The 19,039-nt window shown below is 62.1% G+C and carries 18 protein-coding genes; 8 read left to right on the forward strand and 10 right to left on the reverse strand.

Annotated features, from left to right (window positions below; translation table 11 throughout):
- Nucleotides 1-9 precede the first annotated feature (9 nt).
- The gene (locus AC5STB_RS19215; RefSeq protein WP_495444379.1) at nt 10-936 is read right to left on the reverse strand and encodes a TRAP transporter small permease subunit; all 927 of its coding nucleotides are present in this window, start codon (nt 934-936) and stop codon (nt 10-12) included.
- A gap of 133 nt (nt 937-1,069) precedes the next feature.
- The gene (locus tag AC5STB_RS19220; RefSeq protein ID WP_495444380.1) at nt 1,070-2,152 is read right to left on the reverse strand and encodes a TRAP transporter substrate-binding protein; all 1,083 of its coding nucleotides are present in this window, start codon (nt 2,150-2,152) and stop codon (nt 1,070-1,072) included.
- A gap of 282 nt (nt 2,153-2,434) precedes the next feature.
- Between AC5STB_RS19220 and AC5STB_RS19225 the strand changes: the two genes are divergently transcribed.
- Nucleotides 2,435-3,862 (forward strand): cache domain-containing protein, encoded by a 1,428-nt coding sequence (locus AC5STB_RS19225; RefSeq protein WP_495444381.1) that lies wholly within the window; start codon nt 2,435-2,437, stop codon nt 3,860-3,862.
- Nucleotides 3,863-3,924: 62 nt separating this feature from the next.
- On the forward strand, nt 3,925-4,569 hold the full coding sequence (locus AC5STB_RS19230; RefSeq protein ID WP_495444382.1) for a response regulator transcription factor: 645 nt from the start codon (nt 3,925-3,927) through the stop codon (nt 4,567-4,569).
- A 12-nt stretch (nt 4,570-4,581) separates the two neighbouring features.
- On the opposite strand, the gene AC5STB_RS19235 is transcribed toward AC5STB_RS19230, so the two are convergent.
- Both AC5STB_RS19235 and AC5STB_RS19240 read right to left on the reverse strand, forming a co-directional pair.
- Nucleotides 4,582-5,730, reverse strand: coding sequence for a lytic murein transglycosylase (locus AC5STB_RS19235; RefSeq protein ID WP_495444383.1), 1,149 nt, complete (start codon nt 5,728-5,730; stop codon nt 4,582-4,584).
- 167 nt (nt 5,731-5,897) lie between these two features.
- Nucleotides 5,898-6,749: a HalD/BesD family halogenase gene (locus AC5STB_RS19240; protein WP_495444629.1), complete on the reverse strand. Its 852-nt coding sequence runs from the start codon at nt 6,747-6,749 to the stop codon at nt 5,898-5,900.
- On the opposite strand from AC5STB_RS19240, the gene AC5STB_RS19245 reads away from it, so the two are divergent.
- From AC5STB_RS19245 to ilvN, 3 genes are all read left to right on the forward strand, one after another.
- The gene (locus AC5STB_RS19245; protein ID WP_495444384.1) at nt 6,748-6,954 is read left to right on the forward strand and encodes a hypothetical protein; all 207 of its coding nucleotides are present in this window, start codon (nt 6,748-6,750) and stop codon (nt 6,952-6,954) included. The genes AC5STB_RS19240 and AC5STB_RS19245 overlap by 2 nt on opposite strands.
- A 197-nt stretch (nt 6,955-7,151) precedes the next feature.
- On the forward strand, nt 7,152-8,903 hold the full coding sequence (locus AC5STB_RS19250; RefSeq protein WP_495444385.1) for an acetolactate synthase 3 large subunit: 1,752 nt from the start codon (nt 7,152-7,154) through the stop codon (nt 8,901-8,903).
- Nucleotides 8,904-8,990: 87 nt separating this feature from the next.
- Nucleotides 8,991-9,551, forward strand: a complete 561-nt coding sequence (ilvN, locus tag AC5STB_RS19255) for an acetolactate synthase small subunit (protein ID WP_222475237.1) — start codon at nt 8,991-8,993, stop codon at nt 9,549-9,551.
- Nucleotides 9,552-9,581: 30 nt separating this feature from the next.
- Here the strand turns inward: ilvN and AC5STB_RS19260 are convergent, their stop codons facing one another.
- Nucleotides 9,582-10,058: a S1 domain-containing protein gene (locus tag AC5STB_RS19260; protein WP_495444386.1), complete on the reverse strand. Its 477-nt coding sequence runs from the start codon at nt 10,056-10,058 to the stop codon at nt 9,582-9,584.
- 112 nt (nt 10,059-10,170) lie between these two features.
- Between AC5STB_RS19260 and AC5STB_RS19265 the strand changes: the two genes are divergently transcribed.
- Entirely contained in the window at nt 10,171-10,968 is a 798-nt protein-coding gene (locus tag AC5STB_RS19265) for a helix-turn-helix domain-containing protein (RefSeq protein ID WP_495444387.1), read from the forward strand.
- Nucleotides 10,969-10,970: 2 nt separating this feature from the next.
- Here AC5STB_RS19265 and AC5STB_RS19270 read toward each other — a convergent pair whose 3' ends face one another.
- The 3 genes from AC5STB_RS19270 to prfB form a co-directional block, all read right to left on the reverse strand.
- A complete protein-coding gene (locus tag AC5STB_RS19270; RefSeq protein ID WP_495444388.1) occupies nt 10,971-11,741 on the reverse strand; it encodes a DUF2189 domain-containing protein in 771 nt (256 codons plus the stop codon).
- Nucleotides 11,742-11,934: 193 nt separating this feature from the next.
- Nucleotides 11,935-13,344: a calcium-binding protein gene (locus AC5STB_RS19275; RefSeq protein WP_495444389.1), complete on the reverse strand. Its 1,410-nt coding sequence runs from the start codon at nt 13,342-13,344 to the stop codon at nt 11,935-11,937.
- 191 nt (nt 13,345-13,535) lie between these two features.
- Nucleotides 13,536-14,663: a peptide chain release factor 2 gene (prfB, locus tag AC5STB_RS19280; RefSeq protein ID WP_495444390.1), complete on the reverse strand. Its 1,128-nt coding sequence runs from the start codon at nt 14,661-14,663 to the stop codon at nt 13,536-13,538.
- A 175-nt stretch (nt 14,664-14,838) separates the two neighbouring features.
- Here prfB and AC5STB_RS19285 point away from each other — a divergent pair, with 175 nt between their 5' ends.
- Together AC5STB_RS19285 and AC5STB_RS19290 are read left to right on the forward strand one after the other, a co-directional pair.
- Complete coding sequence (locus tag AC5STB_RS19285) at nt 14,839-15,066, forward strand: hypothetical protein (protein WP_495444391.1); 228 nt, start codon at nt 14,839-14,841, stop codon at nt 15,064-15,066.
- On the forward strand, nt 15,066-15,287 hold the full coding sequence (locus tag AC5STB_RS19290) for a hypothetical protein (protein ID WP_495444630.1): 222 nt from the start codon (nt 15,066-15,068) through the stop codon (nt 15,285-15,287). Before AC5STB_RS19285 ends, AC5STB_RS19290 begins: the two co-directional genes overlap by 1 nt.
- A 267-nt stretch (nt 15,288-15,554) precedes the next feature.
- Here the strand turns inward: AC5STB_RS19290 and AC5STB_RS19295 are convergent, their stop codons facing one another.
- Nucleotides 15,555-18,056 (reverse strand): penicillin-binding protein 1A, encoded by a 2,502-nt coding sequence (locus AC5STB_RS19295; protein ID WP_495444392.1) that lies wholly within the window; start codon nt 18,054-18,056, stop codon nt 15,555-15,557.
- Between the two features lie 188 nt (nt 18,057-18,244).
- Entirely contained in the window at nt 18,245-19,033 is a 789-nt protein-coding gene (locus AC5STB_RS19300) for a phosphodiesterase (protein WP_495444393.1), read from the reverse strand.
- Between the last annotated feature and the right edge of the window lie 6 nt (nt 19,034-19,039).

A 19,039-nucleotide genomic window follows, 5' to 3' on the forward strand; every position in this document is an offset into this window, starting at 1 on the left:
GACGTCCCTTTAGTGCGTGCCTTCGTAGGCTTCTTCACCCTCTCCAAGGCTATCCTTGTCGAGGTATTTGTTTTCACTGCCCTGGCCTTCGACAAACTCGAGGAACGAGCGGTAGAAGAAGGCAATGGCGTGCAGGAACACGAGGCCTGCAAAGGCGATCAGCAGGATCTTGAACAGGAAGTAGGCGTTGAACCCGTTGGGGCTGAAGCCGATGGTTTCCACGTTCCAGCGCAGGGCGCGGGATTTCATCACCAGCCGGTCAAGCGTGTCCGAGGCCGAGGGTTTCGGAACGATCAGGTGGCGCCACAGGAAGAACCAGCCGTACATCCACGTCAGCACCGCCGCAGGCATCATGAACAGCAAAGAGCCGAGCATATCGACCACTCGCTTGGCGCGGAAACTGATCCCGGAGTAGATCAGGTCCACCCGCACGTGGCCGCCCTGCACGAAGGTATAGGTCACGCAAAGACAGACCACCAAGGCATTGTAAAACTTCAATTCCTCGGCAAACCAGCTGATGTCATGGCTGAACGGGATGCCAAAGCCGAAGCTGATGTCCGGCCGCGCGAACACCCGCTGCATGAAGACAATGATGATCTGCTGCAAAACCATCAGCAGGCCCGCCCAGGCGAAGAAGCGGCCGACGGTATTGGCCAGGCCTTCCAGCCCGCGGACCATGCCCCACATGAAGCCGCGGAAGTAGATGCCAATGGCGGTCAGCACCAGGAAGGTGGTGAAGACGACAAAGAAGAACTCGACCGAGCCGCCGTAATACACGAAACGCATGATCGAGGCCTTGTCGGACCAGTCGAGCCAGAGCTGCGGATGGGTGACGGCATAGCCGAAATTGTAAAAGGCGCCGGCGATGTTCTGGACCAGCCAGAGCAGTCCGCCCGCTATGGCGCCGAAGAAGGTGAGGCCACTCTCTTCCTGCATGTTTCCCCCGGGGGTCTTTGCTGCGGCGGGTCAGGCGCGCGGCCTTTCGGCCGGCCGAAGCCCCGCATCACGCAACTGGAAAAAGATCCCCCGCGGCGTGCGCGGAGGATCCGGTTGATACCGGTCAGGCGGATCAGCCCAGAACGCGGTCGCGCTGAACGCGGTAGGCGCCTTCGGATTTGGTGATCCAGCCGGAGGAGGCTTTCATCGAGGATTCTACGCTGCCGCGGATCTTCGCAAACAGCTCGTCGCCCATGAACTCGTCCAGGGTTTCCTTGGTGGCCTTGCCGAAGGCATCCCAGACGCTGTCGGGGAATTCCAGGGTCTTCACGCCGCCGGACTGCAGACGCTGCAGCGCTGCACCGTTGTTGTTCATGAACTGCGCCAGGCTCCACTGGTGGCCGGCGGCCGATGCCATCTCGATGATCTTCTGATGAGCGGGCGACAGGCCTTCGAACACTTCGCGGTTGGTGGCAACCGACAGCGCCGCGCCCGGCTCGTGGAAACCAGCGGTGTAGTAGGTCTTGGTGATTTCCTGGAAACCCGCCTTCTCGTCGGCCCAGGGACCGATCCACTCAGTGCCGTCAATCGCGCCGGAGGACAGCGCCTGATACACTTCGGAACCCGGAATGTTCTGCACGGATGCGCCCAGTTTGCCCAGAGCCTTGCCGCCCAGGCCCGGCATCCGGAACTTGAGGCCGTTGAAGTCCTCGGGGCCGTTGATTTCTTTGTTGTACCAGCCGCCGGCCTGCGGACCGGTGTTGCCGCCGATAAAGGACTTAAGGCCGAAGATCTGGCCCAGTTCGTCATGCAGCGCATGGCCGTCGCCGTGGTAGTACCAGTTCACCAGTTCCTGCGGGGTCATGCCGAAGGGCACGGCGGTGAAATAGGCGTAGCCCGGATGCTGGCTGACGAAGTAATAGTCAGCGGCGTGATACATGTCGGCCTGGCCTGCGGTCACGGCGTCGAACACTTCAAACGCGCCAACCAGCTCGCCTGCGGCTTTCACGTCGACGGTCAGGCTGCCGTCGGACATGGCAGTGATGGTGTCGGCCACGAATTGCGCCGAGTCATGCACGCCGGCCAAACCGCGGCCCCAGGTGGTGACCATGGTCAGGGTGCGGTTGCCCTGGGCATAGGCCGGTGCCGCCAGGGTGCTGGCTGCTGCTGCGGACCCGCCCAGCGCGGATGTTTTCAAGAAAGAACGGCGATCCATTAATTATTCCTCCCATTATCAATTCGGATTGCCCTAGGTCCCCCCGGGGCGGATCGGTTCGAGTGCGGCCAGCCTAGCGGCGATGAATTTTATGTGAATACCTAGTACTGCGTAGAACCGAACGTTTTTGCCGGGTATTGCGGCAAATCGCACGCATTTCAGGCGGGTGGCGAACGCCACCCTCTCCCGCATCAAGGGTATTCCGCCCTGCCCTGTTTGATTCTACTGGGCGGCTGGGCAATGATTCGGTACACGAATCTGACCAATTGCTGCGGAGTGACGATGCGCCTGTTTCATGCCCTCCTGCGCCCGACCTACGCGCAGAAGCTGTCGCTGCTGATGACCCTGCCGCTGATCGTGGCCGGCGCAGCCATTGCTGTGCTGGTGGGCTACCAGTCGCGCAGCCTGGCAGAGCGCGAAATCCAGGCGCTGGAGATGCAGCTGCTGGCAGCCAAGAAGGCGGAACTGCGCAATTACGTGACCCAGGCGCGCAATGGCTTTGCGCATATCTATGGCCTGGCGGCGCCCGATGACGGCGAAGCCAAGGAGCGGGTGACCCAGATCCTCAGCGCGATGATCTACGGCAAGGACGGGTTCTTCTTTGTCTACGACTACAATGGCACCAACCTGGTGAGCCCGCGGCAGACCGAATACATTAACCGCAATTGGGCCGGGCTCACCGACAGCGCCGGCGTGCCAGTGGTGGATGAGTTCATCCGTTTGGCACGCGATGGCGCAGGCTGGCACAGCTTCACCTGGGAGAAACCCTCCACCGGCGAAGAAGCGCAGATGATCGCCTATGTGCTGGGCCTGCAGGACTGGCAATGGGCAATCGGCACTGGTGTCTTTATTGACGATGTGCTGGCCACGGTGGCCGCCTCGCGCGCGGAGGTGGAGGCGCGGGTGCGCCGCACGTTCCTGTACATCGGGGCGATCACGCTGACGTCACTGGTGCTGGTCTTTGCCTCCGGCATGTTCCTGAACATCCGCGAGCGGCGGCTGGCGGATGCCAAGCTGAAGGAGCTGACCCAGCGGGTGTTCGACGCCCAGGAGGAGGAGCGCGGCCGCGTGGCGCGGGAGCTGCATGACGGTATCAGCCAACTGCTGGTGGGGGTGCGCTATGCGCTGGACAACACCCGCCGCCGCCTGTCGCGCGGTGATGGCGAGGGTGCAGCAGCGCCGCTGGAGAAAGGCACCAAGAGCCTGCTGACCGCAATTACAGAAGTACGCCGGATCAGCCGCGACCTGCGCCCCGGCGTGCTGGACGATTTGGGCCTGGGCCCGGCGCTGAAGGCACTGACCGATGATTTTGCGGTGCGGACAGGCATTGAGACCGAGTTTTCCACAGTGGTGTTCCGCAACCGTCTGGACCAGGATTCCAAGATCGCGCTGTACCGCATCGCCCAGGAAGCGCTGACCAACATTGAGCGCCACGCCGAAGCAACCAGGGTTAGAATCGACCTGCGCGGCCACACCCGCGGCGCCACCATGCGGATCTCCGACAACGGCCGCGGCCTGCCACCGCGCGATGCCCGCACCGGACCGGGGATCGGGTTGCGCAATATGCAGGAGAGGATTGAGCAGCTTGACGGAACCTTGCGCATTCTGTCATCACGGGGCACCCAGAGCGGTACGGTGATTGAGGCCAGTCTGCCGCTGAGCCACCTGCTGCCGCCGGGCGAGGAAGGCACACCTGTGCAATTGCCGTGACCGGAGGATGCCGCGGCGGTCTGCACGGCCTTTGAATAATGGAAAGCTGCATCGGGGGAATGATGGCTGATCCGGTTAAAGTTCTGATCGTGGATGACCACCCGATGGTCGCCGAAGGCATCCAGTCGATCCTGGAAAGCTACGACGATATCGAGGTTGTCGGCTCCCTGACCGACGGGCGCGATGCGGTGGAGCAGATGGGCCGCCTGGCGCCTGACGTGGTGCTGATGGATCTCAACATGCCCAAGCTTGGCGGCCTCGGAGCCACCGAGATCATCCTGGAACAGCATCCCGGCACCCGCATCCTTATCCTGTCGATGCACGACAGCGCCGAATATATCACAACCGCGCTCAGCCATGGCGCGATGGGCTATGTGCTGAAGGACGTGCCGACGGAAGAGATTAAGCAGGCCATTGACGCGGTGATGGAGGGGCAGACCTACCTCTGCACCGGCGCCGAAGGCTCACTGAAGCCCAAGGACGGCAACAGCCGCGAAGCGCTGACCGGGCGCGAGCAGACGATTCTGCTGGAGCTAGCGCAGGGAAAATCCAACAAAGAAGTCGCGCAAGCTCTTGATATATCAGTCAGAACTGTTGAGACCCACCGCAAGAACATTAAGCGTAAGCTGGGCATTTCCTCCACCGCCGGCCTTACCCGTTATGCGCTGGAACATGGCGTGCTGCAGGGCACCGGTGCCGGGTTCTGAAACGCCCTGCCCCTAGTTCAGGCTGGCCAGCAGTGCCTGAGACGGATCACCGGTCGCCGGCAGGCCCCGGCTGGACTGGTAGGCGCTGACCGCGGCACGGCTTTTCGGCCCCAGCACCCCGTCTGCTCCGCCGGTGTCAAAACCGCGCGCGGTCAGCCGTTTCTGCAGCAGGATGCGGTCGTCCTTGGTCAGCCCGTATTTGTCCGGCGGGAAGCTGGCGCGCAGCGGGGCGCCGCCTGCGATACGGTCTGCCAGATGGCCCACCCCGATCGCATATGAATCCGAATTGTTGTAGCGCTTGATCGCATTGAAATTGCTGGTGACAGAGAACACCGGCCCGCCCGGCTGCGGCTGCAAACTGCGTCCCGACGGGGTGCCGGGCGCTCCGGCCTCGCCGCCCCACTTCACGCCGCGCTTCCAGCCGTTTCTTTGCAGGTAGGCCGCAGTGGAGGCCAGCGCATCGGTCGGGTCCTCGGACCAGATATCACGGCGCCCGTCGCCGGTGAAATCCACTGCAAAGGCCTGATAGGAGGTCGGAATGAATTGCGTATGCCCCATGGCGCCGGCCCAGCTGCCGGTCATCCGGGCGGGCGTGATGTCACCGTTCTGCAGGATTTTCAGCGCTGCCAGCAGCTGTTTTTCAAAAAAAGCACCGCGCCGCCCGTCATAGGCCAGTGTCGAGGTGGCTGAGATCACCGGCACGTTGCCGCGGCGTTCGCCAAAGAAGCTCTCCAGACCCCAGATCGCGCAGATGATTTCCGCATCGACACCATAAGTGCGCTCCAGCGTGCGCAGGGTGGATTGGTGGCGGGCAAAAGCAGCACGGCCCTTACTCAGGCGCTCGTCTGACACAGCAATGGACAGGTAGTCCTCCAGCGAGCGTTTGAATTCGGTCTGGTTGCGGTCGCGTTTGATGACACCCGGCAGGTAGCCTGCACCGCGGAAGGCGGCGCGCAGGGTGGACTGGGAAATGCCCCGCGCCTCGGCCCGTGTGCGGAAGGACGCGATCCAGGCGTTATACCCCGCATTGGGCACCGGGCGCAGGTCCGCAGGCAGGCTGGACGCGCCGCCGGGACCGCCGCCCGAAGGCACCGTGCTGCTGCAGGCCGCCAGCCCGAAGGCGGCCAGTCCAAATCCGAAGTGACGCCGTGTGATGCTCATGCTGCTGCCCGTTGTGCTGATTGTTTTCGCCGTCCGGTAACATCCGGATCCTTTGTCAGCCATGCTGCCAGAAACCGGGAGGAGCGCCAAGGCCCGGAATTCCCCCGCAGCAAAGACCCGCCGCAGGCGGAAACGGATCTGCATGAAGCCAGACGCGCGCCGCCAGTTCAGTCGCGCAGCGCGTCGGCGCGCAGTCCCTCGCGCTCATAGTGGCGCGGCAGGACGCGGCCATAAAGCTGCCTGGTGCGCTCCACCCCGCCGCACATACCCTCGGTCTCGACAAAGGAGAAGATGCCGACATAGCGCTTGCGCGGGCCCTCAACCGGCGCCACCCGGTGCAGCGAATAGCGGCCGCGGAAGATTTGCAGGTCGCCCGGCTGCAGCACCAGCCGCCGCACCAGGGGCGAGCCGCCCGCCAGCACCCGCGCCACGCCGTCATAGTTTTCGTCCGCGGAGGTGCGCAGCATCGGCGCGTATTCGAATTCGCCGCCCGCTTCACCATTCTGAATGGCCAGCGTCACGGTGTAGTTGTTGGTGTCGAAATGCCAGGGAAAGCCGTCGCCCTCCTCCACCATGTTGATGATCACATCGGCCAGCGGATCGTCATAACGGAAGAAACGGCCCTCAGGCTCCCCCAGCGCCGCGCGGATGAAGGGCATAAAGCCGGGAAATTCGTAGATCGTCCGCAACGGGCTGGCAGCACCGAAGTTGTCCGCCGGAATAAAGGCGTTGGAACGATCATAGAACTGCCGTACCGGATGGTTCTCCGGCAGAGACGGATCGTCTTTGGAAAAATATGCGTTAGTGCGGCTGAACGATTTATGGCCGTGCCCCGAAACGGTATCTGCCTCTGCCACCAGCCTGCCGATGCCCTCTGCATGCACAAATCCCGGCAGTACCGCGCAGCCATCAGCCTCCAGCTCTCCTTGCACGTCCGCCATCATCCGCGCATAGGCAGGAGAGTCCGGCCTGTCGATCGGGTAGCGCCCCAGGTCCACCAGTTCTGCAAGTTCAACCATGTCCATGCCTCTTCCTGTTGCCCCTATTACGGTCAGCTTGCCTGCTGGCGCGGGGGCGATCTGGCACAAACGGGACACGGGCGTGCCGGTTTTGTACGAATCCGCCCGGGAATCTGCATCCATTTTCGCGGAAGTTTCGCCACGCCACGGGCAGAAGCAAGAAAATGTCCCTGAACAGGCAATTTTTGACAGCTTTCGCGGTTGACGCCCCAGTCCGGCAGACATAATGTCGCCCGCAACGCAAAGAGGAGCCTGTGGCAGTGACCACCCTAGTCGTAATCGTAGGAACCAAGCGCATGGGCCGGTAACGGTAAACCATAATCGAACCCATGCGCCTCCGAATGAAAATCGGGGGCTTTTTTTATGCGTAACGGACGATGCCGCCAATTGGAGCAAAAGCAGATGACACGTGAAATGACCGGCGCAAAGATGGTTGTCCAAGCCCTGAAGGATCAGGGTGTGGACGTAGTCTTCGGATATCCAGGCGGCGCCGTGCTGCCGATCTATGACGAGATTTTTCTGCAGAATGACATCCGTCACGTGCTGGTCCGCCATGAACAGGGTGCCGTGCACGCCGCTGAAGGCTACGCCCGCTCCACCGGCAAGCCCGGCGTTGTTCTGGTGACCTCCGGCCCCGGCGCCACCAATGCGGTCACCGGCCTCACCGACGCGCTCCTGGACTCGATCCCGATCGTGGTTCTGACCGGCCAGGTGCCGACCTTCATGATCGGCTCCGACGCCTTTCAGGAGGCTGACACTGTCGGCATCACCCGCCCCTGCACCAAGCACAACTGGCTGGTTAAGGACACCAATGCGCTGGCCGGCACCTTGCATGAAGCGTTCCACGTCGCAAAGTCCGGCCGCCCCGGCCCGGTTCTGGTCGACATCCCCAAGGACGTGCAGTTCGCCAATGGCAAGTATCAGGCGCCGAAACCGTCGGCCTCGCACTACCAGCCGCAGGTCAAGGGCGACATGGAAGCGATCACCGAATTGGTCGAGGCGCTGGAAACTGCCAAGCGGCCGGTGTTCTATACCGGCGGCGGCGTCATCAACTCCGGCAATGCGGCCAGCCAGCTCTTGCGCGAGCTGGTGGACGGCACCGGCGTTCCGGTCACCTCAACCCTGATGGGGCTTGGCGCATACCCGGCCTCCGGCAAGAACTGGCTGGGTATGCTGGGGATGCACGGGCTGTATGAGGCCAACATGGCGATGCACGGCTGCGACCTGATGATCAACATCGGCGCCCGTTTCGACGACCGGATCACCGGCCGCATCGACGCCTTCAGCCCCAAATCAAAAAAGGCGCATATCGACATCGACCCCTCCTCGATCAACAAGGTGATCCGGGTCGATATCCCGATTGTCGGCGACGTCGCCCATGTGCTGGAGGATATTCTGAAGGTCTGGAAATCGCGCGGCCGCAAGATGAACCGCGAGGCGATGGAGAAATGGCACAAACAGATTGATGAATGGCGCGCGGTGAACTGCCTGTCGTTCAAGAACTCGGACAAGACAATCAAGCCGCAGTATGCGCTGCAGCGTCTGGAGGAACTGACCAAAGGCCGCGACCGCTATGTCACCACCGAGGTCGGCCAGCACCAGATGTGGGCGGCGCAGTACCTGGGCTTTGAAGACCCGAACCGCTGGATGACCTCCGGCGGGCTTGGCACCATGGGCTATGGCTTCCCGGCCTCCATCGGCGCCCAGATGGCGCATCCTGATGCGCTGGTGATCAACGTCGCAGGCGAGGCCTCCTGGCTGATGAACATGCAAGAGATGGGCACCGCGGTTCAGTTCCGCCTGCCGGTCAAGCAGTTCATCCTCAACAACGAGCGCCTGGGCATGGTGCGCCAGTGGCAGGAGCTGCTGCACGGCGAACGCTACAGCCACAGCTGGTCCGAAGCGCTGCCCGATTTTGTGAAGCTCGCTGAAGCCTTTGGTGCCAAGGGCATCTGCGTCAGCGACCCCGCCGATCTGGATGATGCGATCATGGAAATGATCGACTACGACGGGCCGGTGATCTTTGACTGCCTGGTCGAGAAGCATGAGAACTGCTTCCCTATGATCCCGTCAGGCAAGGCGCACAACGAGATGCTGCTGGGCGAGGCCGAAACGCAGGGCGTCATCCAGGCCGGCGGCGCGGTGCTGGTGTAACCGCGGCGGCGCCGCAATTTTCTTCGACGAAATCAGCCCGGAAAATTCAAGTTTTCCTGGCAGCGACATACGAGAGGAAGACCACGAATGTCTGCCCTGCATATCAAAAAAGGCTCCACCCGCCATTCCGCCTACAACCTGCGCCCGACATTCTCGGACGTGCAGGAACGCCACACCATTGCGGTTCTGGTGGAAAACGAACCCGGCGTTCTAGCCCGTGTGATCGGCCTGTTTTCGGGCCGCGGCTACAACATCGAAAGCCTTACCGTGGCCGAGGTCGACCATACCGGCCATCTAAGCCGCATCACCATTGTCACCACCGGCACCCCGCAGGTGATCGAACAGATCAAGGCGCAGCTGGGCCGGATCGTGTCGGTCCGCGACGTGCACGACCTGACTGTCGAAGGCGCCGCAGTGGAGCGCGAGCTGGCAATCCTGAAAGTGGCAGGTGAAGGCGACAAGCGCGTCGAGGCACTGCGGCTTGCGGATATCTTCCGCGCCAATGTAGTCGACAGCACCTTGAACAGCTTTGTGTTTGAAATCACCGGCGCGCCGGAGAAGATCGACGCCTTTGCCGATCTGATGCGCCCGCTGGGCCTAAGCGAGATCGCCCGTACCGGAGTTGCCGCCCTGCTGCGCGGCAACTGACCCTTTGACCGGCCCGAAACCGGGCCGGTTCTAGCTTCGAATGACCTGAAGCGGTGCGGCAGCGCGCCGCTTTTTTGCAGCCTGCATCGGAAACGGAACAACTGTCGGCTCCTGAGAGCCGGCGTCAGTTTCCTGACCGCGGCCTGCCGATGTGCACAGCCGGTCAGCCAGACCAGGGCTGCCTTGTTCCAGCAGCACAGTCAGATTTTCGGCAATCCGCAGGTTGCCGCTCAAGCTGATGTCGAACTCAACCCAATCCCCAGGATTCAGCTCCCCAAAATCGGCACCGGCTTTGTTTGTGTAGAAAGCAAGATCCCCCTGGTCATCACACCAGATCACGGCTTTGGTGAGGGGATCGTCGTTCCATAAAATAACTCCAATCATACCAGTCCTCGTTTTGCCCCAAGTTAATTCTGAAACAAATAGACTGACGCCAACACGATAAAAAGCGGCCTGTGCTATTGCAATTTGTGTCAGTTCAACTAGCCTTCTGACGTTAATTAGCATCAGCAGTGTCTGCAATCAGCAGCAATACCTGCGTATACAGTGCGGAAAATTCGCATAAGCCACCGGGAAGCGGGAATAATCCTGCGCAAAAGCAGAATCGACAGGAACCAGAATGAACAGCCAGAACCGCTCTCCGGCCGACCTGCGGAACATGTTTGGCGCCAATCTGCGTCTTTTGGCGCGGCAGTACCCGTCAATTTCCGAACTGTCCCGGCAGCTGGGTATCAACCGCACCCAATTCAACCGGTACCTGTCCGGCGAGAGTTTTCCGCGGCCGGACGTTCTGGACCGTATTTGCCGTTTTTTTGACGTCGATGCCCGTATTCTTCTGGACCCGGTGGAAACCCTGTCAAAAGCCGGGCAGGTTATCAACGGTGCCTATCTGGCCGATTTCCTGGGACATGGCGTTCAGCAGCTGAGCGAGGAGTTCTTTCCCTCCGGCTTTTACCGCTTCACCCGCCGCAGCTTCATCAGCGAGGACAAGTTCGTAATCGGACTGGTCTATGTGTTCCGCGGCGCAGGCGTCACATATATCAAAGGTTTTGAGGCCAAGGAGGCGATGCTGAGCCAGGGCCTGCCGGCCACCCCGGGCGTGCGCGAGTTCCGCGGCTACGTCAGCGGCCACGAGGACGGTGTCGCCTTTGTCATCGCCCGCCGCAAATCGATGACCTACTCTTTCAACTATCTGGCGCGGGTTGCCTCGCTGGAGAACAATTTCTGGTGCGGCTACGTCGCCCGCACGGTGCGCGAAGGCGGTGCCGGGGAACGGGTGACGCGGATGGTCTATGAGCACCTGGGCCGCGCCACCGGGCCGGTGCTGGCCGCCGCCCGCAGCGCGGGCTTTACCGATGAAGCGGCGCTTCTGCCTTTCCACCGGCGCCTGCTGCAAACCGGCCAGCCCTTCCGCTAACGCTATTCAGCCGCAGCTTGGCGGTAGATGTGCCAGGTGGCGTGGCCCAGCAGCGGCAGCACCAGGAACAACCCCAGGAACCAGGGCAACAGCGCAGCAAAGGTGGCGGCAGCGATCAGCGCCGCCCAGATCATCATCACTGTGAAGTTCTGCTGCACATACTGAAAACTGGTGATCATTGCGGTCACAAAGTCCACCTCGCGGTCCAGCAAGAGCGGCAGCGCGATCACCGTTATCATGTAAAGAAGCAGCGCAAACAGCGCGCCGACCACGGTGCCGACGGCCAGCATGGTCAGACCGTTGGCTGTCAGGAACACTTCCGCCGAGGTGGAGATATTGGTCATGGTGGCATGGCCCATGAACAAGGCAAAGATCATGTGGCCGAGGAAGAACCAGAACAAAAACACCACCACTATGATGGCGCAAATCGACGGCAGCTGGCGGCGGCTCTGCTGCAGGACCACGCCCAGGATCCGGCCGGCCGCAATGCCCCTGCCCCGCTCCAGCCTGTGCGAGACCTCATATAGCCCGACCGCGGCGAACGGGCCGATCAGCGGGAAGCCGATCGCGGCCAGCACCAGCCAGTAGGTAGTGCCGGTGCGCACAGTGATCCAGGCCATGCCCCAGCCTGCCAGAACATAGACCGCGGCAAAGAACAGCCCGAAAAGCGGTTTCTTACAGAAGTCCGCCCAGCCCCGGCGCAGCGCCTCGACCAGCATCGGCGTCGTGACCGGTTTCAGCGGCGGCACGCCAAAGGGCTTTTCAGATGCCATTGCAGATAATCCTCCCTCTTCTTGCCTTTCTGACAGCCTAGCCGCGAACCAGCCATTAAAAAATGCCTCCTGAATAAATGTTTGACCGGTGCCGCGCGGAAGGCTGCGCGCCCGTGCCCCGCCTCTGCTCTCTTGCCCCCAAAAAGCAGGGCGGGCCATCCGGCCCGCCCTGAGATTGCGCCGCAGACCGGCGTCAGACAAAGACAAAGTCATCTGCGGCCAGTCCAAGACCCGCTTCGCCATCCAGCCGGATGGTTCCGCCGTCGTATGCGATCAGGAGGTCGCCGCCGTCGTCGCAGATTTCCAGGCTGGCGAATCCGCCGCTGTGGCCCCGTATCTGCAAAAGGTCAGTGCCATCAGCAAAGCCCCTGACCAGATCATCGCCGCCTCCGGAGCCGAACACAAAGGTGTCGGCGCCGCCGCCGCCGGTGAGCGTGTCATTGCCGCCACCGCCGTTCAGCGTGTCGCTGCCGGCCCCGCCCTTCAGCCGGTCGTTGCCGCCGCCGCCGTTCAGCGTATCGGCACCGGCAAGGCCAAACAGACGGTCGTGGCCGCCTTTGCCAGCAAGCAGGTTGGCACCGCCATCTCCTGTCATCCTGTCGCCCTTTGCGGTGCCCGCCAGATTTTCAAAGCCCGTCAGCTGTAGGAACCCGCTGCCGTCTTCATCCAGCTTGCCGCCCGGCGCACCGGGGTTCTGCCAGGCACCTTTCAGGTTCAACGAGACCACGACGCCGATGGAAAACTTAGAGAAATCCACGGTATCCCGACCGCTGCCGCCAGCGATGTACAGGCCGGCCTCCGGATCAGTTTCCGAGACTTTCACCACGTCACGGCCGCTGCTCAGGCGGACCACGCCGCCGCCGCCAGAACCAATTACAACAGTGTCGTTGCCACCGCCGGCTGAGATCAATTCCACCCACTCCGATCCGGTGCGGATGGTGTCCCTGCCGTCCCCGGTGCGGATCACACCGGCACCGCTGGCGCCAACAATCACCTTGTCGTCGCCGCCGGACGTGCTGACAAAGTCGGCAAACCCCTCGCGGACCACCACCTTGTCGTCCCCCGCCCCGGTACGCACAGTCCCCGCGCCGCCGGTGCCGATGGTAATCAAATCGCCCTTGGCGCGGTCAGCATCGCTGCTGCCAAGACCGGTCTGAATGTTGAAGACATGCTCATTCCCCGTGGTCAGGATATTTTCCTCAGCAAACAGGAAAATGGAAAAGGTGCTGCCTTCCTGGTTGTTGCCCAGGGTAACCATGTGCCTTTCACCATCCCAGCCGTTGATCTGCCGTATACGGGTGGAATCAAGGGTAATCTCGGAATTGTAGCCAACCTCCAGATAGTCGATCCGGCGTTCAGCGCCACTGTCGGTGTCGGTGATCCGCGTCAGATTGGTTCCCGCATCATCGCCGAAACGGACGATTTTGGCCGTCCATTTCTCACCAGTCAGGCTGACGTCAGCCACCAGGCGGTTGTCCGGGTTCCCTTCAAAGACGTTGTAGGTATTCAGGAACCTGTTATCCCACGGGACCGTGGGCTGCCCTTCGCGCCGGGGAATTTCCGTTTCACCATCAAAAGTCAGATTCAGCTCAACATCTGCCATGGCACTGTCCTTCTCACTAACGGATTGAAATCTTTAACAGCGGGCCCGGGACTGGAAACAATCAGCCAAAACCGCAGGTTTAGTTTACCAGAAGTGGACAATTAAATGAACGAGCATGGAAAAAGAGCCCCAAGACGGATGCCTTGAGGCTCTGGAAATTCAGATTACTGGTACCTTGCAGCGGTGCTGGATCAGTCGTCGGCCTGCGCGTCCGCGCGGCTCTTGCCGGACACATTGAGCGCCAGGGTTGCGGCCATGAAACCGTCCAGGTCGCCGTCCAGCACCCCCTTGGTGTCAGAGGTCTCATGCTGGGTGCGCAAGTCTTTCACCATCTGGTAGGGCTGCAGCACATAAGAGCGGATCTGGTTGCCCCAGCCGGCATCGCCCTTGGCCTCATGCGCCTCGTTTATGGCTGCGTTGCGGCGGTCAAGCTCCTGCTGGTAGAGGCGCGATTTCAGCGCCTTCATGGCGATGTCGCGGTTCTGGTGCTGGGACTTCTCTGACGACGTCACCACGATACCGGTCGGGATGTGGGTGATCCGCACCGCCGAGTCGGTGGTGTTGACGTGCTGGCCGCCCGCACCGGAGGAGCGGTAGGTGTCGACGCGGATATCCGACGGGTTCACCTCGATCTCGATATTGTCATCCACCACCGGATAGACCCAGACCGAGCTGAAAGAGGTGTGCCGTTTGGCCGCCGAGTCATAGGGCGAGATCCGCACCAGCCGGTGCACGCCGCTTTCGGATTTCAGCCAGCCATAAGCATTGTGGCCGGAAATTTTGTAGGCAGCGGATTTGATGCCCGCCTCATCGCCCGCGCTTTCGGACTGCAGTTCGACCTTGTAGCCCTTCTTCTCGGCCCAGCGGACATACATCCGCGCCAGCATCGAGGCCCAGTCGCAGCTTTCGGTTCCGCCGGCGCCAGCGTTGATTTCCAGGAAGGTGTCGTTGGCATCGGCCTCGCCGTCCAGGAGCGCTTCCAGCTCCTTCTCGGCCGCCTTCTCTTTCAATACCGCCAGCGCAGCCTCGGCATCCTTGATCACCTCAGCATCGTCTTCCATCTCGCCCAGTTCGATCAGCTCGATGTTGTCGGACAGGTCCTGCTGGATGCCCTTATAGGTCTCGATCGAATCCACCAGCGCCTGACGCTCGCGCATCAGTTTCTGCGCGGCTTCGGGGTCGTCCCAAAGGTTCGGATCTTCGACCCGCGCGTTGAATTCCTCCAGCCGGTATTCGGCGGTTTCCCAGTTCATCCGCTGGGCCAGCAGCTCCAGCGATTTCTCGATGTCTGCGACGATATTCTGGGTTTCCGCACGCATGGGAGGTCCTTGCAATCTGAGATCAGGCTTGCGTGATAAACCACCCTTGCGCCGCGGGCAAGCGGGCAGGCCACACCAGAACACCCCGGCAGCTTTGGAAACTTCAGATAACATGCCGAGCAGTATTCATTGTGGAAAACACCCGGATTCAGGAGGCCTTGACCACTCTTGACCTTTGGAACGCAGGGGTACCGTCGCCGACACCGGCGGTTCTGGCGCCAATGACATCTTTGTCACCGGCGGCGGCGGCGGCAGCAAGACCAGCAGCGCCCAGTTGATGGACGGCAGCACGGTCTATTTCTCCGGCACCGAGAACATCATTTGCTTCACGGCTGGCACCCGCATCGCCCCCCCCCTGCGGGCTTGCGCGCCATCGAAACTTTACGCCCGGGCGATCTGGTGATGACACGCGACAATGGCTTGCAGCCTGTACACTGGATCAGCCAATCAACGGTGCCCCCGACCGGCAACCTGGCCCCGGCCCGCATCAAGGCGGGCCAGTTCGGGGCAGAGCGCGGCCTGCTGGTCTCTCGCCTCAGCACCGGATGCTGTTCACCGGTTCTCAGGCCAGCCTGCTGTTTGGCGAACCGGAGGCCTGGTCTCTGCCGCGCATATGCTGAATGACCGCTCCATCCGGCGTGAGCCAGGCAGCACCGTCCCCTATGTGCATGTGCTGTTCGGCCAGGATGCGATCATCTAAGCAGAATGCGCCGCTTCCGAAAGCTTCCACCCCCGCGTTCAGACCGTCTCAGCGCTGGAGGAACCTGAGCGCGAGGAGCTGCTCCTCTTCATGCCGGACATGCGCTGGCACAGCGGCGAAGGCGGACGCAGGGCCCGCCTCTGCGCCTCGCGCTATGAGGCCGCGCTGCTGCGGCCGCTATTCCCGCCGGATCAGTAAAGCCCGCCGGAACTGACGGTGCCAAAGGTCGCCTTGGGGCCCAGCACCGCGGTGCCGCCGCTGGACGTTGTAACCTGGCGGCCGGATTGCTGAACTTCCTCGATCAGCGGCAGGTTCGACCCCATCGCAAAACCGCCGTCATAGGTCAGGCCAAAGATCGGCTCGGCCCCGTCGCGGAAGTATTCAGCCACCACATAGGCACCAGAGGCGCCGTCAGGCAGACGCGCGCCGGTGTAACGGTCAATCTTAATGAAATGGCCGCCCTCCGGAACGTCGAACGGGCCGCCGCCGAATTTCTCGGTCGCCTTCTTCATGAACTGCTGGAACACCGGGCCGCACATGGTGCCGCCATAGGCGCCGCGGCCCATCGGGCGGGGCTGGTCAAAGCCCATGTAGCAGCCTGCCACGATGTTGGAGGTGAAGCCGACAAACCAGACATCGCGGGAATCGTTGGTGGTGCCGGTCTTGCCCGCGGTGGGCACCGGCAGGTTGATCACGCTCGACGCGGTGCCGCGGTCAACCACGCCCCGCATCATCGAGGTCAGCTGATAGGCGGTGATCGGGTCCATCACCTGCTCACGGTCGGTAACGATGCGCGGTGCCTGGCCGGGCGCCAGCGCCGGGTCGGCGCAATCGACGCAATCGCGGTCATCATGGCGGTAGATGGTCTTTCCGAACCGGTCCTGCACCCGGTCTACCAGCGTCGGCTTCACCCGCTCGCCGCCGTTGGCGAACATCGCATAGGCTGCCACCATTTTGTACAGCGTGGTTTCCTCAGCCCCCAGCGAGTTGGCCAGATAGGCGCCCATGTTGTCATAGACGCCAAAGCGTTCGGCGTACCCCGCCACTACCGGCATCCCGACCTCCTGCGCCAGACGGATGGTCATCAGGTTCCGGCTCATCTCGATGCCGGTGCGCAGCGGTGTCGGCCCGTAGAACTTGTTGCTGGAGTTCTTGGGCTGCCACAGGCCCTGCGGCGTGTTGATCTCGATCGGGGCGTCCACGACGATCGTCGCCGGGCTGTAGCCGCTGTCCAGCGCCGCCGCATAGACAAACGGCTTGAAGCTGGAGCCCGGCTGACGCATCGCCTGGGTGGCGCGGTTGAACACCGAATGCTGGTAGGAGAAGCCGCCCTGCATCGCCAGAACCCGGCCGGAATTCACGTCCATCGCAACAAAGCCGCCCTGCACCTCGGGCACCTGGCGCAGCGACCAGTGGCTAAAGGCATCGTCCTTTTTCTCGGCCCGCACCAGCACCACGTCGCCGCGGGTGAAATTGTCGGCAAAGCTGCCCTTCATCCACTTGATGTCGGAACGCGGCACGGAGCCGGTGCCTTCGCTGTGTTCAACACCAACAGTCAGGCTTTCGCTGCCAACCTCCAGCACCACCGCCGGATACCAGCGGCCGCCCAGCACGATATCGCGGGAGACATCGGCGTTTGCCAGCGCCTCGCGCCAGGTTGCCTCATCCTTCAGCTGCTCTTCGGCCAGGGTCACCCCGGTGCCGCGCCATTTCCCGCGAGAGCGGTCGTATTTCTCCAAGCCGCCGCGCATCGCCAGCGCCGCCTCGGCTTGCATCTCGTGATCGATGGTCGCACGCACGGTAAAGCCGCCGGTGAAAAACTCACCCTCGCCAAAATCTTCGGTCAGCTGGCGGCGGATTTCATCGGTGAAATAGTCCCGCGGCGGCAGCGCAGTGCGGAACGCCTCAAAATCGCCGTTCTGAACAGAGCGCAGAGGCTGCGCCACCTCGACCTCATAGACGTCCCCGGAGATAAAGCCATTCTCGCGCATTTCCCGAAGCACGTAGTTGCGCCGCGCCAGCAGCCGGTCCTTCTGGCGCACCGGGTGGTAATCGGATGGAGCCTTGGGCATTGAAGCCAGCGTTGCAGCTTCGTGCGGTTCCAGCTCGCTTAGCGTCTTGTTGAAATAGGTCTGCGCCGCGGCGGTCACACCATAGGAATTCTGGCCCAGGAAGATCTCGTTCATATACAGTTCCAGGATCCGTTCCTTGTCGAGCGTTTCCTCCAGCCGCGTGGCGAGGATGATCTCTTTGATCTTGCGCTCGGCCCGGCGGTCGCCGGACAACAGGAAGTTCTTCATCACCTGCTGAGTGATGGTGGAGGCGCCGCGCACGTTCTGCCCGCGCGAGCGCACCGCCTCGATCGCGGCGGCCGCGATGCCGCGCGCATCATAGCCCGAGTGGCTGTAGAAATTCTTGTCCTCCGCCGAGATAAATGCCTGTTTCACCAGCTCCGGAATTTCTTCCGAGGGGGTAAAAAGGCGGCGCTCCTTGGCGAACTCGTCGATCAGGTGCCCCTCGCCCGAGTAAATGCGGCTGATCGTCGGCGGCTGGTACTGCGCCAGCGACTCATGGCTCGGCAGGTCGCGCCCGTAGATCCAGAACACCGCCCCGATGGTCAGCGCCACCATCGCCACGCCCAGGGTGATGGTGCTGAAAATAGAGCCGAAGAAGGAGAAGATGAACCTGAGCACGGAGTTTAGCCTTTCACGCGGAGTGCCGCCTATATAGGGGCGGCTAACGTCCGCGTCAAAACGGGAAACAGATGTTCTTCGCCTGGAAGGGTGGGAAAATCCTACCAGTTTTCACCCCGGCATGCCGCCAATTGCGCGGCAAACAGCCAAACCGGCGCGAAAACGCCGATTGCCCCTGCTGCCGCGCGTTACGCTGCGGGACCGCCCAGGCCATAGCTGCAAAACCCGCATTGCTGCAGGATCAGCCTGCCAGGGGTGTGTTCCATCACCACCAGTGCCGGGTCTTCGGCGGCTGGACTAAAGCTCTCCCAATCCCAGGCGGGATGCGGCGGCGGTGCCTGGTAAAGCACAGATTTCGCAGTCGCAAAGGGTATCCCGCCCGCGGTGCCGGAACAGGGCCGGTGGACATGGCCCGCCAGCACATGCAGCACATTCGGAAAACCCGAGAGCAGGTCCAGCAGTGCGTCGCCGTTGCGCAGATTGTCCGGATCCAGCATCGGCAGCCCCAGCTTCAGCGGCGGATGGTGCAACGCCACGATGACAGGCTGCCCGTTCAGCGCGTGCAGCTCCGCTTCCAGCCAGCCCAGCCGGTCTTCGCACAAGATGCCCGCCGCCTCGCCCGGAATAAGCGTATCGAGACACAACAGTGCCAAGCCGCCGAAATCGGCCCGGTACTGGATAAAGCCGCACATCGCGGCATCCGGCAGGGTGAAGGCCTCGCGCAGCGCGCCGCGGTCATCATGATTGCCCGCCATTGGCAGGACCGGCATCCTCAGCTGGTCAAGAACCTGTTTCAACGCCTTGTAATTCTGCACGGTTCCGGTTTCCACCAAGTCCCCGGTAATCAGGCAGGCCGCAGCGTCTGCATGGTGTTCCGCAATGTATTCCACAGCCGCTTGCAGCCGCAGCCGCGGGTCGTGGCCCAGCACCAAGCCCTCGGCCTCGAAATGCAGATCGGACATCCAGATCAGCTTCATAACGGC

This window comes from Leisingera sp. CC-HEC093, from assembly GCF_059429195.1.